This is a genomic window from Bombilactobacillus folatiphilus, from assembly GCF_023380265.1.
GTDB lineage: Bacteria > Bacillota > Bacilli > Lactobacillales > Lactobacillaceae > Bombilactobacillus > Bombilactobacillus folatiphilus.
This window is the reverse complement of the sequence record NZ_CP093366.1, coordinates 33,422-47,865: the sequence shown is the minus strand read 5'-3', so window position 1 is coordinate 47,865 and position 14,444 is coordinate 33,422. Positions and strand designations below refer to the sequence as shown.

Below are 14,444 nucleotides of genomic sequence, written 5' to 3'. Positions count from 1 at the left end.
CTACCCTTTCTTCTGCTGATATTTTGCATAGCGTTCTTCGATTGGTACATAATCCACATCATATTTAAAATAGCGTGGACCAACAGACTGAATACCAGCTTCGGTGCGCCATTTTTCATTGGCAGGCAATCCAACGACGTACACGCGTTTGCCATAGCGAGCTTCTTCATTAGTCACTGGCAACAAAGTATCCATGTCAACCATCATAATCAAATCCGGTGCCGTCGCCAAAACCTGTCCGTCTACCGTCATCATGATATTTTCATTTTGAAAAGAGATTTTGCCTTGCTTGCCAGTATCTTCATTTAAGCCTTCAATCGTGGTGGTTCCGTAATTGAAGCCACCCTTAGTTACATGCGAAATATCGACAATTTTACCGGTCAGTAATTGAAATCCACTAGTATAAGTTAATAATTCTTGAAGTGCCGCCTGTGGGGAATCGAATTCATTCGCACGTTGAATTAATTCCCCGATTTTTTGACAGAAAGTCACAATATTTAATACACCAGCTGCCCGCAATTCGCGACCTGTCAGACCATCACTGGCACTGGTCGCTGAAGCGCCCATTTCAACGGTCACATTACGGCCGATTTTTTCCGCCCAAACGGGATCAATTGTATTAATCAGTGTAGTATTGCCCCGCTCATCAGTTAGCACCATCGGCGTGACTTCATGCCCCGCCAAGACAAAAGTGGACATCTGCAACTCTGGAAATGCGCGTCCCATACCGTCTAAATCCAAAATTGGCAAATTCATTTTGGCAGCCGCGATAATCGGCATCATCGAATTGATTCCACCAGCTTCAATGGGAAAAGTACCATAAATCTTTTTGCCGGTGTATTGTTCAAACATCTGAAAAGACTGTTCAAATTCACGACCGTTTGGGAATTTTTCCATTGCGACAGCTGGTGCACCAATCATGGATGCGGACACAAAAAAGGCGTCATCTGGTGCTTCTTGCGGCTCTAACAAAGTCACAGGTCCATGTTCTTTGACTGCAGAAATCGCCATCATCTTTCCGATATACGGATTACCTCCACCGCCTGATCCTAATAAAGCTGCTCCAATAGCAATTTGTTTAATTTCTGGAATCCCAATTTGACGACTCATTCAATTATTCCTTCCTCGATTTTCGATTTTTTCGGTCAAATAATTTCATGCCAACATAATAAAATACGCCGGACATCACTAATACATTAATGGATTGAATGCCCCATTTGACGACATAACCCAAGATTACGCTCAAGACCCAAGAAACAATCGTAACGACTGGGAAAGTTTCAGCAGTCTGAGGCAATTCACCCTGTAGGCGGCTTTCATCTAATTGCTTGCGACTGCGTTTGAGAATCCAGTAATCAACGACCATAATCGATGCTACGGGTGGAAACACCGCGCCTAAAACTGTTAAGAACGATGAAAATTTATCCACCACACCAATCACTGATAATAAAGTACCGATACAGCCCGTAATCACCGTCACCCAAGCCCGGTTAAAGTTAACTTTAAACACTTGCTTGAAAAAATTAACTTCATTCAAACTGGCCGAATAGAGATTCATATCGTTGACTTTCACCGTTGATAAGACAATCAACGCAATCCCAAGCACTCCGGTTAATTTGTAGATAATCGGCATAATTTCAGAAGTTCCGACCGCATGCGCCATCAACACGCCAATCACATTGACACCTAACTCGCCCACAATCGTGCCAATCACACTCACCCAAAAAACATCTACACCCGTTTTAGTTTTGCGCGTAATATCAGGCATAATGATCGCGCCAACAATGAAGTTGCCGGTCACCATTGTAATCCCCGCACTCAACGTCATCACCTTGCCCGGCGCGGACATTGACATCAAATTAGTTAGCGAATGCCCCTTTAACATATTGTAGCAGGCAATTGCAATTACAATCAAAAAAGCTGGCACCGAAATATTGGTGGTCCAACTCAAACCTTCAAAACCAAAAATCACCGCAAAAGTGACAACGAGACCAGTAATGGTGGCAATTAATTGATAATTGGGATGACCCGGAATTAACGAAACAATCCCTTGAGCAAACACGGAATTTTGAATGCCAAACCAGCCGATCAGACTGACTGCAAAAGTCAAACCTACCACCGCAGAACCTAGCGTGCCAAAGCCAGCCCATTTCGATAATAAACTGGTTGGTAAACCTTCGCGTTGACCGGCCAAACCTAAGCCAAAGCCGATCACTTGCAGAATTACACTTCCTAAAATTGTCGACAAAACTGCATTCTTAAACGTCATACCATAGCCCAGCTGTGCGCCCAGCATAAATTGACTTAACGCCACAAACCCGCCAATTTGGACCATCAAAACTTTCCACATCGGATCGCGCTTAGCTTGTGGCACCCGACTGGTCGAATAATCATCCAGTAATTCTGAATTTTTCTTTTGCGCCATTTTATTCACTTCCAATTAAATTAACAAAAAATGAGAACAACATAACTAATGTTAATTTAATCCAAAATAAATGTAAAGAGTTATTTTTTAGAATATTTGTTTTTAAATTAAAAGCCAAAAATAGCCACCGATCTTTACTAATGGCTATCTCTAATTTAAGCATTATCAGCCGTCATATACACAAACTGATCTGTGGAAATTTTTTCATTGAGCGCTGTGACCAACTCCGTGGTTAACTGCCGCTTTTTTAACTCTTTTTGTACAAATTCATACTCATACTGAAATGCCAGAATAATCAATTCGCGCTCTTGATCTTCATCATTTTCAGCTTTGCCAAAGCGTTGATGCCGATAAGCATAATAATGGCGCAGCAAATTGACTTCCGGAATATTATCTGCTGTTTGCACTTCCTGCAAATACTGCATCACCGTCTGAAAACCGACATTTTCTAGCTTTCGCAGTTCCGTTTTATCGCGCAACAATTTTTCCTGCTGCGAATTCGACCACTTCAACTGCGGCTTTTTGCGTTTCACACGGTAAATACGCCAGCGCAATTTTAATAATTTAAACCATAATTGTAATTTGGCCAACGGGTTCGAGATAATGCGCTGCATCTGCACTAATTGCTTGCGATTATAATGCCAAGCCAATTTAACATCGACATCATCCGTCTGAACTAATTGGTTAATCGCTGCCAACTCCAAGCTTTCCGTTTTTTCTAACAAATGACGTAAGACCTTTGGATCTGTACGTTCATTATCCAATTTTTGACTATTCAAAATCGTAATGACACGACTTAAGACTAAGGGATTCTGCGCATCATTCTCCTTTAATTCTTGAATCGCATAATTGACCATTTTCACGAGCTGATCATTGAATTCATTTAAGGAAAATGGATTCGTTTTCCCCGGTAATAAATAAGGCAAAACAATGGTCGGCACAATCAGGCTTAAGAGAATAATAATTTCGGCCATAAAAATCAAATCCGTTCGAAAAGGAATTAATTTACCATGACGCATGATTGGCAATGAGAATGCCATTGCTAAGGTAATCGTCCCATGAATGCCACTTAAAGCTACAATCCAACTAGACCGTCGATCACTGACATCAATTAATGGCAGTTTGACTAATTTAAACCGGATCCAAATCAAGCGCAAACCGATCATTAGACAGTAAATTAAGCTAGCCAGCAACAATAAAGATGAAAAATGCAAATTACTATAATCCGCTAAGGCCAACAAATTGCGCGGCAATGACACACCTAATAGCACGAACACAAAACCATTGAGCATGTTAGATAAAATTTCCCAAGTGGAAGTTAAGACCACTTGGTTAGACGATGAAGTGAGTCGTAATTGTCGTTGATAAATTCCAAAGACAACGCCTGCAGCCACTGCTGCCAAAATGCCTGACAAGTTTAATTCTTCAGCTACCAAATAGACAACAAACGGCGTCAAAACATTAAAAGGCACCGTAATCGCCGTTGCGTCAAACAAGTGACGCTGAAAAACGATTTGAATACTAACCAGACATAACCCTAACAAAACGCCAACAATCACACCGCCGACAAAGGTTGTAAGAAAAGTCCCGATACTGCCCAAAAGACTAAATTTACCAGTCACAAACGCACTCAACGCTAAATTGAGCGCAACTAAACCCGAAGCATCATTAAATAGAGATTCACTTTCCAAATTTTGCATAATCGGTTCGGGTACTTCCACATTAGACGTGATCGATGACACCGCAACCGCATCTGTCGGTGCCACAATCGCCACCAACGCAAAGGCTAGACTCAAAGGTAAGGCATTCCAAATCCAATGAATAAAGCCACCGCCAATTAAAATCGTTAACACGACTAAGATGACAGCTAACGATAACACATTGTGAAAATTATGCCGTAAACTGCGAAAATCAGTCTGTTGACCATCATTAAACATCAATGGCGCAATCACAATTAAAAAGAATAATTCTGGTTCTAAGTTAAAATGCGTAAATTCAGGCAACCACGATAAAAGAAAACCGATAATAATTTGATAGAAAGCTAACGGTATTTTCGGATAAATGGAGTAAATAATATTAGCGACAATCGTTGCCCCGACTAAAAGTAAACATGTGAAAAATAATGACACTGAATCCCCCTCTTCTATTTTAATTAAAAAAAAACAACACTAATCTTGATCTAAAAATTTATTTGCTTTGAATAACGCCATTGAAATAATCGGCACTAACACCACAGCAGCAATTAATTCAGGTACCCCATTTGTTCCGACAATACCCATAATGACCCCATTTAGTGCACCCAAACTGACTTTATACGACGCCGCCATTGTAGACGCATACATAAACCGCATCAAAACTAAAACTAAAATGGTATTCGTTAAGGAACCAACTGCCGCAGCGCTAATCATCGGTACTAACTTAGTCTTCATTTTATTACGCAATAAACGGTAAGTCCAACCAGCAAAGTAACCCACTAAAATCCGTGGCAATACAGAAATAATCGGATTGGTGAACACTAATGTATCAATGGGACTAGTTGGCGATGTGTAAGCACGTAACAGTGTACCTATACCCCAAATCAAGCCCACTAATGCTCCATCATTCGGGCTTAACACAATTGCCGCGATAATAACCGTAATGTGAATAATGGTAATATTGATTACTCCTAAAGGAATAAAACCAAAAAAAGGAGTCATTGATTGAATCAAAATAATTGCAATTAAAATGGCCCGAATTGCAATTTTATAAGCCTTACTCTTGTGCATTCTTCCACCTCATTCTTTTAAATCTCTAATATTACTATACCATTTTGGCAGATTAGCTAAAAATCTTTATCGGAATCTTTTTTCAAAAGATATTTCCCGGGAAATAATTAATCAGCATCCGCGTCCACTGAGATTATGCATTGACTTTTAGTGAAACTGGTCTAAAATTATTAGTAATTAATCAAAGAAGAGGTTGCTAAATTTATTATCGTAGCATTAGCGAAGTCGTGAAGGACTGATGAACTAATTGCCAAAGGAAATTTAGCCGAAACAATAATTAACTTCATTTAATTATTGTTGGGGTCAGATTGAATAAGTCTGAAACTGTCGCAATCGTTTAACAAGGTTGCGGAGTGCTATCTACGATCATCTCAGTTGACCTCTTTGCTTTTGGCAAAGAGGTTTTTTATCGTTGTTAGACTCCTCTCATACTAGGAGGATTTTATGTCAGAAACAAAATCTCAAGATCACGTGCAGCGTAATCTCAAAACCCGTCATGTTTCTATGATTGCGCTAGGTGGTTGTATCGGAACTGGTTTATTCATGACGTCGGGGTCCACCATTTCTAAAGCTGGTCCCGGTGGTGGTTTAGTTGCTTATTTAGCAATGGGGATTATGGTGTACTTTTTAATGACTAGTCTCGGTGAACTAGCGACCAACCTACCTGTTTCCGGTTCTTTTGCAACTTATAACGCTCGCTATGTGGATCCCGCCCTCGGATTTGCGATGGGTTGGAATTATTGGTTCAATTGGGCCATTACCGTAGCAGTAGATATTTCCACAGCAGCCATCTTAATTCAATACTGGCTACCACATACGCCAGGTTGGATTTGGAGCTTATTGATTTTAGTCATTATCTTTTTAATTAATGCTTTGAGTGTGTCAACTTTTGGCGAAACTGAATACTGGTTATCTTTAATCAAAATCGTGACCGTCATTATTTTCTTGATTATTGGTTTTGCCATGATTTTTGGTATTATGTATCATCCAGCAGTTGGTTTTAAAAATTTCACCTATAAAAAAGCTCCTTTTGTCGGCGGTTTCCCTGCTATCTTGAATGTCTTTTTGATTGCTGGTTTTTCCTTTCAAGGAACCGAATTAATTGGCGTTACTGCGGGTGAATCAGAAGATCCGCAAAAAGCAGTCCCTAAGGCCATCAAAGAAGTTTTCTGGCGCATTTTATTATTTTATATCCTATCTATTGTCGTCATCGCTGCGTTAATTCCTTACACCAGTAAAAATCTCTTGAGTGCTGCTAACGGTAATATCGCCGTTTCACCATTTACACTCGTCTTCAAGCGAGCGGGCTTGGCTTTTGCCGCTAGTTTAATCAACGCAGTTGTTTTAACTTCCGTTTTATCATCTGCCAATTCTGGTGCCTACGCCTCGACGCGCATGTTGTATGCCTTAGCCCATGATCATTATGCTCCGAAAGCTTTTGGCAGGACTACTAAGGCTGGGATTCCGCTATTGTCCTTAATCACGACGATGGCCGTAGCTTTGATTACGTTTGCCACCAGTATTTTTGGTGAAAAAATTTATATGTGGTTAGTGGCTGCTTCTGGCTTAACCGGTTTTATCGCTTGGGTGGGCATTGCGTTGAGTCATTATCGTTTTCGTAAAGCTTTCGTCTTGCAAGGTCATCAACTTAGCGAATTAAAATATCACGCTAAACTCTTTCCTTTAGGACCAATCATTGCACTCATTTTATGTATCATCGTAATCGGTGGACAAAATATTGAAGCATTTGTTAAATGGGATTGGCAACAAATTGGGATTACTTATATCAGTGTTCCATTAGTACTCATCTTATATTTTGGTTACAAGTGGAAGCATCATACCAAAATTATTCCGCTAGATCAGGTTGATGTGTCCAGTGAGAAATAATCTATTTGACATTTAAAACTGGTTCCAGTATGTTGTAAGCAATACGTTACGGGGGAATTTTATGCAAGCATATGAAGAAACTCAAGTTGCTGGATTAAGCAAATTCACTTCTTTGGTTTACCTATATACTGGTTTAGGAATTGTTTTTTGGTTAGCTGCCGCGTTTGCTTTAGCCAAAAATCAGGCGATTTCCATGCCGATTTTAAGCTGGATGACTAATCATCCAATTATGTCATCAATCGTAATCATTGTTGTGGCGATGATTTTATTAAGTTTGTGTCGGTCATTTGTTCAAAGTTCCTATTTATTGACCTTTGTCTGTTACTTGGCCTTTCTCGGTGTCTTTTCGATTTTAGGTGTTCCCATCTTTTTCACTTATTCTGCAAAAAGCATCACACAAGCATTAATTTTAACATCGGTTATTTTCTTCGTCATGGCAGGATATGGTTATCTCACCAAAACAGATCTCTCTAGATGGAGCAGGACTTTAATCATTGGTTTAGTAGCCATCTTGGCAGTTTCTCTGATTGATGTCTTCTTGCTGAAAAGTCCACTCATTGCTTTGATTGTCAATATTGTCACCATTATTATTTTTATGGGTTACATTGCTTATGATTCGCAAAATTTAAAACGAATTTATACAGCCAGTCAGGGTCAAAATTTAGGAGCTTTAGCATTAGTTGCTTCAGTTGATTTAATTTTAGACTTTATTAATTTATTGATGAATCTGTTGGCTATTTTTGGTAATAACGATAACTAATGATTATTCTTGATCTGATATCCTCTTTGATTTCAAAGAGGATATTTTTTATTTTAGGAGGCAAAAACTTTGGTTAAACAACAAAATCAGCGCTTTACCACTTTAATTGGCATTATTGCGCTCACGACCGTTACACGTTTAGATTCCGTCATGGCACCCTCCATTGTCAAAATTCAGCAAACTTTTCCACATGCAGACGCAACCCAAGTGGAATCTATTGCTTCAATTGGCGATGTAGCTTCAATGGTTGCTTCATTTATTTTTGGTTTGATTTTAACCAAAATCACTTACCGACATGCGGCGACCATTGGCTTATGCTTACTGGCGATTGGTGGTTTATTGCCCATATTGATTCATCAAAACGTTACCCAGCTTATTTTCTTTGCTTTAATTGTTGGTTTAGGCAGCGGCGCAATCACCACCGTCTTACCAAGCTTATCAGCAGCCGCGTACCAAGGCGAACGCCGATCGAATCAATTTGGCTTGAATGTGGCCTTAGAAGATGGTTTTGCGATGGTTTGGATCGTTGTGGGGGGCTATTTAGCCAATATTAGTTGGGTGCATAACTATTATGTTTATTTAATTACGCTAGTCGCCCTCATTTTGGCTATTTTATTCGTTCCAAATATACATCCCATCGACCAAGCTGCCGGTCAAGAAACCAATGATCGTCAGAATCATTGGCTGCTGATTTTGAGTCTAGTCGCCATTGCCATGTTCGTGGAAATTTTAGTGGCGGTCATGTCCAACAAAATGGCAATCTATTTAAACACTTACCATATTGGTGGTCCCAGCACTTCCGGCCAAGCTTTATTATTCGTCCGAGCAGCCTCCATTGTGGCAGGTTTATTGATTAGTCTTTATCGCAAGACTTTTGGCAACTGTTTATTAGCAGCCGGTTTCCTTTCTATTGCCGTGGGTTCACTGCTCTTTTTAGCATTCCATGCTTTTTGGAGTAGTGCTTTAGGTGCCTTTCTCATCGGTACCGGCGGCTCCATCACTTTAATTACTGTCCCTTTTTTGTTGTCTAATATTGCTAACGCCAAAATTTATCCAATCGTCATGGGCGCTTTTTCTGCATTAACTAGTCTGGGATTTGCCTTTTCAGCTTGGTTCTTCAAATATACCGCACCTCTCTTTAATAACAACAATTTGACTGGAACTTTTCGCGCGATGGTCTTATTTAGCGTTATAATCGCAGTGAGCTTGATGGTGACTAATTTACAAAAACGCGCCGATCAAGCAATTTAAGCAAAGGAGCAACGATTATGAAAATTGGATTTATTGGTACTGGCGTAATGGGCAGTGCGATTGCACACAATCTGTTAAAAGCTGGCCATCAAATGTGGGTCTTCAACCGAACAAAGTCAAAAACGGATACCCTCGTGCAGGCAGGCGCCACTTGGGTGGATCATCCCAAAGATGTCGTGGAACACAGTGATGTGATTTTTACAATGTTGGGATTTCCAAGCGATGTTCAACAAGTTTATTACGGACCCCAAGGTATTTTTCAAGCTGATGCTCATGATAAATATTTGGTCGATCTAACCACATCCAAACCCACTTTAGCAAAACAATTAGCTATCGATGGTCAAAAATTAGGCGCCCACGTTTTAGACGCACCAGTTTCGGGCGGTGACATTGGCGCCAAAAACGGTACATTAACGGTGATGATTGGCGGCAGTCAAACGGATTTTCAAACGTTAAAGCCCATTTTTGATGATTTCAGCAGTCTAGCTCAACGCTTTGGTGACGCCGGTGCGGGACAAAACACTAAAATGGCTAACCAAATCATGATTGCAGGCACGATGACGGGGATGACCGAAATGTTCGTTTATGCCCAAAAAGCCGGTTTAGACTTACAAAATGTCTTAACGACGGTCAACGGCGGGAGCGCTGCCAATTGGAGTTTAGCTAATTATGGACCGCGAATTTTGAAAAATGATTACACACCGGGCTTTTTTAGCAAACACTTTCTCAAAGACCTCAAAATTGCTCTGGAAACTGCTCAACAAATGAATTTGGACTTGCCAGCAACTAAGCAAGCTGCCCAATTATACGATCAGTTAGTCAATCAACAACACGCTGGCGATCTGGGTACGCAAGCCTTAATTAAATTATGGTGGAATTAAATTTTAATGTAGTTTTCAGTATTTAAAAGCGTTAAAATAGCTAATAATTAACGCTAATATAGGAGAAAATGAATGCTGGAACTGCAACATATTAAAAAATATTTTACTGTTGGTGACACAACCACCAAAGCATTGGATGATGTTTCGGTGGCTTTTCGTTCACAAGAATTTGTATCTATTCTTGGACCTTCAGGTTCCGGGAAAACGACCATGCTCAATATTATCGGTGGCTTAGATAAATATGATTCTGGTGACTTAATCATTGACGGCAAGTCAACCAAGACTTTTGCGGATGATGATTGGGATGCTTATCGTAACAACACTGTCGGTTTTATTTTCCAAAATTATAATATCATTAATCATTTGAGTATTTTGGACAATGTTAGCTTAGGCATGACTTTGAGCGGTGTCTCTACTTCCGAAAAAAAACAACGTGCTCAAGAAGCCTTGGAACGCGTCGGTTTGAAGGAACATATTTCCAAAAAGCCCAGTCAATTATCCGGCGGTCAACTTCAACGTGTGGCTATTGCTCGCGCTTTAGCCAATGATCCGCAAATTTTGTTGGCTGATGAACCAACGGGGGCTTTGGATACACAAACCAGTAACGAAATTATGCAGTTGATTAAAGATCTATCTAAAGAACGTTTAGTCGTGATGGTCACACATAATCCGGATTTAGCACACCAATATTCTGACCGCATTATTGAATTTTCTGATGGCAAAATTCAAAATGACTCCCGCCCTTATCAAGAACGTGACGACGAGACTCATTTTCAACTCGTTCGCACAAAGATGAGTTTTTGGACGGCTTTAAAATTATCCTTCACTAACATTAAAACTAAAAAAGGACGCACTTTCTTAACCATTTTAGCTTCTAGTATTGGAATCATCAGTATTGGCATTGTTTTAGCGCTGTCTAATGGTTTTCAAAAGCAAATTGATGCTACACAAGCTGAAACTTTATCACAATTTCCGATTACAATTTCACAAGTTACGGCCGATCAAAAGCAAATGCAAAAAACGGACAGTACCGCTACGAACAGTCAACAAAATTTTGCACACAATACAAAGTTAACCGCGAAAGCTAATCAATTAACTGCAGCGCAACATTTAAACAAAATTACGCCTAAGTATCTGAAATATGTCCAAAAAATCAAAAAGTCGGACAGTAAAAATATCGCCTACACCTATACGACGGGTCTGAATTTAATCCGCAAAGTTGATAGCCAGTATCGACCTGTTTCTTTTGCGACTACCACTAGCAGCAGTTCTGAGTCCAGTAGCGCACAAAGTATGTTTACTTCCAATTTAGGTGTCGGTGGCAGTGTTTATCCTGTTGACCGCAATAATCAGCAATCTTTTTTGAAGAAAAATTATCATGTGCTCGCGGGTTCATATCCTAAAAATAATCACGAAGTCGTTTTCATCACTGATAAACAAAACAACTTGAACTTAGATGCTCTCAAAAACCTAGGTTTCAATTTCAAAGACCAACAAAAAATCACGCCCAAACAGCTGTTGAACACAAATATCAAAGTCGTTGCTAACAATAATTATTACCAACAATTACCAACGGGTAACTTTGTTCCCAGCAAAAATTATAATCAAATGGGCAGCGCAGCATCGACGATTAATCTGAAGATTGTCGGAATTTTGCGTACCAAATCTAAAAATTCTGATGGCCTCTTATCTAGTGGTGTCGCTTATTCTGACCGTTTGACCAAAGAAGTAATCCAAGAGAACAAAAATTCGAAGATTGCCTTGACTCAAAAGCAAAGTACTAATAATGTTATCACGGGCTCACCGCTCAAGGGCATGGAAGGTGCTTTGACCTTGACTGCTTTAGGGGCAACCAAGATGCCTAATTCCATCCAAATTTATCCTAATAATTTTAAAGAAAAAAATAAAATTACTGATTATTTAGATAAGTACAACAAGCACAAAAGTAAGGCTAATAAAATTATTTATGTCGACTTAGCTGGCAACATTACCAGCATTACGGGTGGTTTGATGGACGCTATAACCTATGTATTGGTTGGTTTTGCTGCAATTTCATTGGTGACATCAATGATTATGATTGCAATTATCACTTACACATCCGTTATTGAGCGAACTAAAGAAATCGGTGTTTTACGGGCTTTAGGCGCTCGTAAAAAAGATATTACCCGCGTTTTTGACGCCGAAACCACAATTCTGGGTGTCGGTTCCGGAATTTTAGGAGTGATTATCGCTTGGCTCTTGACGATTCCTGCTAATGTAATTTTGGCTAATCTCACTGGCTTGAGTCATGTTGCCAAATTAAATCCACTGCACGCTATTATTTTAATTATTGTCAGCACCATTTTAACAGTTCTAGGTGGTCATATTCCGGCACGCATCGCCTCCAAAAAAGACGCTGCCACAGCTTTAAGATCTGAATAATCGTATTCACAAAAAACACCGTTGCCCAAAAGTAACGGTGTTTTTTACATATTACTTATTTTTCACTTGCATTAACGGCCTGAATAAAGGCATTGCGAGCTCCAAATTCTTCTAAAGCCGCCACGCCACGAATTGTGGAACCACCGGGGGTTGCGGAATAATCTTTAATTGAACTCAAAGCCATATTTTCTTCTTGTGCCAACTGAGCGGTGCCCGCCAACATTTGTAAAATAATTGCCCGACTATCTTCACGATTCATCCCGTGCAACACGCCCGCGTCACTCAATGCTTCCAGCATGACACCCACATAAGCCGGTGTACAGCCCGCAATTGTGCCATAAATTCCTAATTGTTCTTCCGGCACCACGTAGACTTGACCGACTTTATGAAACAAATCTTGAATTAACTGTTTATTTGCTGCGCTTTCATCAGCGGCAAAACTTAACGGGACAATCCCCTGACCAATTTCAATTGCCGTATTCGGTACCGCTTTAATAAAGCGTGCGCCATGCTGTAAACTTTGATTCATTACCTGCAAATCGCCACCCGCAAACGAAACAATTAGGCCTGCATAGGTTTGATTCAACTTTTTCACCACTTGAGCAACCGCCGACCCCGGAATAGCAATAATGACAATATCACATTGTAGTTGCGCTGTATCTGCTACCAAATTCAAGTGATACTGTTGCGCCAATTTTTGTGCTGTTTGACGCCGACTTTGTAATACAAAAATATCATCAGGCTCAATCTGGGCTTTTAATAACCCCTTAACTAAAGCACTGCCGATGCGTCCGGCACCAATTAAACCAATTTTCATTTGCAACCTCCTGACAACAAATATTGTATAATAAAAGACCACCTGTAAGAAATCATTGTTTTCAACCAGCTTTTTGCGTTAAAATGCAATTAGCTATATAAAATTACGGATGATGATTTATTACATTGTAACGAACTTATCTGTCGTTTTACAACTCTGGAGGTTTTTTATTTATGAAGATAACAAGACTCATCACAGGGATAATTTCCATTATCCTCGCAATCGTGATCGTCGTTCAATTCAAATTCGATAGCTTTATTCAAGCCCTCATGGGCTATGCCGACCTAGGTAGTACAGCCAGCATTTTAGTAGCGCTCGCTTTTTTAGTCGCCGGCATCATTTATATCATCTGCAATGCGACTAATAGTATTGTTCCTTCATTAGTAAGTTTCGTCTTACTCGTTTTGGGAGGGATTATGGGAATTTTTAATGCCTTAAGTTTTCCTGGGCTCATGATTTGGTCTTGGGTGGGAATTGCCATTGGTTCCGTCATGATCATTGCCGATATCATTGTAAAATTTTTCTTTACTCCTAAAGTTGATCAATATGGTAATGCACATAGTCAAAGTGCTTATGATAACGGGAATCAAAACAATAATTATCAAAATCCACCGACTACTTACGCAAACAACAACAGCTTCGTTAATAATCATAATGTCAATAATTATCAGCAGCCTAATCCTATGGATGCCAACAATTATCAACAACCGCCTAAACAAATGCCTAACAATCAATATCCAGCACCAGCAGTTCCTAATCAAAGTCAACCGGTACCACCGCAGACGCCGATGCAACAACCAAATCAGGCAATGCCAAATAATTATCAACAACCGCCGGTGAATAATCCTATGCCTAATCAAATGAATCAACCACAGGGTAATTATCAGCAACCGAATCAAGCAATGCCAAATAATTACCAACAACAAGTGCCAAATCCGATGCCTCAAAATCAAGGCAATCGCCGGCGCTTTAAGACACAAGGTGACAACCAAGCATCAAAAAACTAATTTTTACCAAGCTTTCTTCACATTTTAATCATAATTGATTACTAAGATATGTATTGTAGATAGCCAGTAGGCTAACTGCAACATATAAATTGTATTCACATCCTTACTCCTCCAAGAAACAACAACTTCGGTTGTTGTTTCTTTTTTGTTTCCGAGATTTTTAGTTCGAAAACATCAATTTAACCAATTTTATGTTACAGTAATACTTGATGATTTATAAACTATTATTC

11 protein-coding genes and 1 riboswitch are annotated in these 14,444 nt (G+C 39.7%); of the genes, 6 read left to right on the top strand and 5 right to left on the bottom strand.

The window, feature by feature from the left end; genetic code table 11:
• From MOO45_RS00210 to MOO45_RS00195, 4 genes are all read right to left on the bottom strand, one after another.
• Window positions 1-1,110 carry a DUF917 domain-containing protein gene (locus MOO45_RS00210; protein ID WP_249514429.1) on the bottom strand — a complete coding sequence of 370 codons (1,110 nt, stop codon included), beginning with the start codon at window positions 1,108-1,110 and terminating at the stop codon, window positions 1-3.
• A gap of 4 nt (window positions 1,111-1,114) precedes the next feature.
• Window positions 1,115-2,425, bottom strand: a complete 1,311-nt coding sequence (locus MOO45_RS00205; protein WP_249514428.1) for a purine-cytosine permease family protein — start codon at window positions 2,423-2,425, stop codon at window positions 1,115-1,117.
• A gap of 155 nt (window positions 2,426-2,580) precedes the next feature.
• Window positions 2,581-4,554: a cation:proton antiporter gene (locus MOO45_RS00200; RefSeq protein ID WP_249514427.1), complete on the bottom strand. Its 1,974-nt coding sequence runs from the start codon at window positions 4,552-4,554 to the stop codon at window positions 2,581-2,583.
• Window positions 4,555-4,593: 39 nt separating this feature from the next.
• On the bottom strand, window positions 4,594-5,190 hold the full coding sequence (locus MOO45_RS00195; RefSeq protein WP_249514426.1) for an ECF transporter S component: 597 nt from the start codon (window positions 5,188-5,190) through the stop codon (window positions 4,594-4,596).
• A 179-nt stretch (window positions 5,191-5,369) separates the two neighbouring features.
• Window positions 5,370-5,557, top strand: a riboswitch (Lysine riboswitch).
• A gap of 77 nt (window positions 5,558-5,634) precedes the next feature.
• Between MOO45_RS00195 and MOO45_RS00190 the strand changes: the two genes are divergently transcribed.
• The 5 genes from MOO45_RS00190 (at window position 5,635) to MOO45_RS00170 (ending at window position 12,390) form a co-directional block, all read left to right on the top strand.
• A complete protein-coding gene (locus tag MOO45_RS00190) occupies window positions 5,635-7,077 on the top strand; it encodes an amino acid permease (RefSeq protein WP_249514425.1) in 1,443 nt (480 codons plus the stop codon).
• Between the two features lie 61 nt (window positions 7,078-7,138).
• The gene (locus tag MOO45_RS00185) at window positions 7,139-7,837 is read left to right on the top strand and encodes a Bax inhibitor-1/YccA family protein (protein WP_249514424.1); all 699 of its coding nucleotides are present in this window, start codon (window positions 7,139-7,141) and stop codon (window positions 7,835-7,837) included.
• A gap of 69 nt (window positions 7,838-7,906) precedes the next feature.
• Complete coding sequence (locus MOO45_RS00180) at window positions 7,907-9,088, top strand: MFS transporter (RefSeq protein ID WP_249514423.1); 1,182 nt, start codon at window positions 7,907-7,909, stop codon at window positions 9,086-9,088.
• 17 nt (window positions 9,089-9,105) lie between these two features.
• The gene (locus MOO45_RS00175) at window positions 9,106-9,969 is read left to right on the top strand and encodes an NAD(P)-dependent oxidoreductase (RefSeq protein WP_249514422.1); all 864 of its coding nucleotides are present in this window, start codon (window positions 9,106-9,108) and stop codon (window positions 9,967-9,969) included.
• 72 nt (window positions 9,970-10,041) lie between these two features.
• A complete protein-coding gene (locus tag MOO45_RS00170) occupies window positions 10,042-12,390 on the top strand; it encodes an ABC transporter ATP-binding protein/permease (protein ID WP_249514421.1) in 2,349 nt (782 codons plus the stop codon).
• A gap of 55 nt (window positions 12,391-12,445) precedes the next feature.
• Here the strand turns inward: MOO45_RS00170 and MOO45_RS00165 are convergent, their stop codons facing one another.
• Window positions 12,446-13,207: a pyrroline-5-carboxylate reductase family protein gene (locus tag MOO45_RS00165; RefSeq protein WP_249514420.1), complete on the bottom strand. Its 762-nt coding sequence runs from the start codon at window positions 13,205-13,207 to the stop codon at window positions 12,446-12,448.
• Window positions 13,208-13,380: 173 nt separating this feature from the next.
• On the opposite strand from MOO45_RS00165, the gene MOO45_RS00160 reads away from it, so the two are divergent.
• Entirely contained in the window at window positions 13,381-14,214 is an 834-nt protein-coding gene (locus tag MOO45_RS00160) for a DUF308 domain-containing protein (RefSeq protein ID WP_249515203.1), read from the top strand.
• Window positions 14,215-14,444 lie beyond the last annotated feature (230 nt).

Excerpts from the sequence above, each read along its gene's own strand:
- MOO45_RS00210 (WP_249514429.1), bottom strand. The coding sequence starts at position 1,110 with ATGAGTCGTCAAATTGGGATTCCAGAAATTAAACAAATTGCTATTGGA.
- MOO45_RS00205 (WP_249514428.1), bottom strand. The coding sequence starts at position 2,425 with ATGGCGCAAAAGAAAAATTCAGAATTACTGGATGATTATTCGACCAGT.
- MOO45_RS00195 (WP_249514426.1), bottom strand. The coding sequence starts at position 5,190 with ATGCACAAGAGTAAGGCTTATAAAATTGCAATTCGGGCCATTTTAATT.
- MOO45_RS00190 (WP_249514425.1), top strand. The coding sequence starts at position 5,635 with ATGTCAGAAACAAAATCTCAAGATCACGTGCAGCGTAATCTCAAAACC.
- MOO45_RS00185 (WP_249514424.1), top strand. The coding sequence starts at position 7,139 with ATGCAAGCATATGAAGAAACTCAAGTTGCTGGATTAAGCAAATTCACT.
- MOO45_RS00175 (WP_249514422.1), top strand. The coding sequence starts at position 9,106 with ATGAAAATTGGATTTATTGGTACTGGCGTAATGGGCAGTGCGATTGCA.
- MOO45_RS00170 (WP_249514421.1), top strand. The coding sequence starts at position 10,042 with ATGCTGGAACTGCAACATATTAAAAAATATTTTACTGTTGGTGACACA.
- MOO45_RS00165 (WP_249514420.1), bottom strand. The coding sequence starts at position 13,207 with ATGAAAATTGGTTTAATTGGTGCCGGACGCATCGGCAGTGCTTTAGTT.
- MOO45_RS00160 (WP_249515203.1), top strand. The coding sequence starts at position 13,381 with ATGAAGATAACAAGACTCATCACAGGGATAATTTCCATTATCCTCGCA.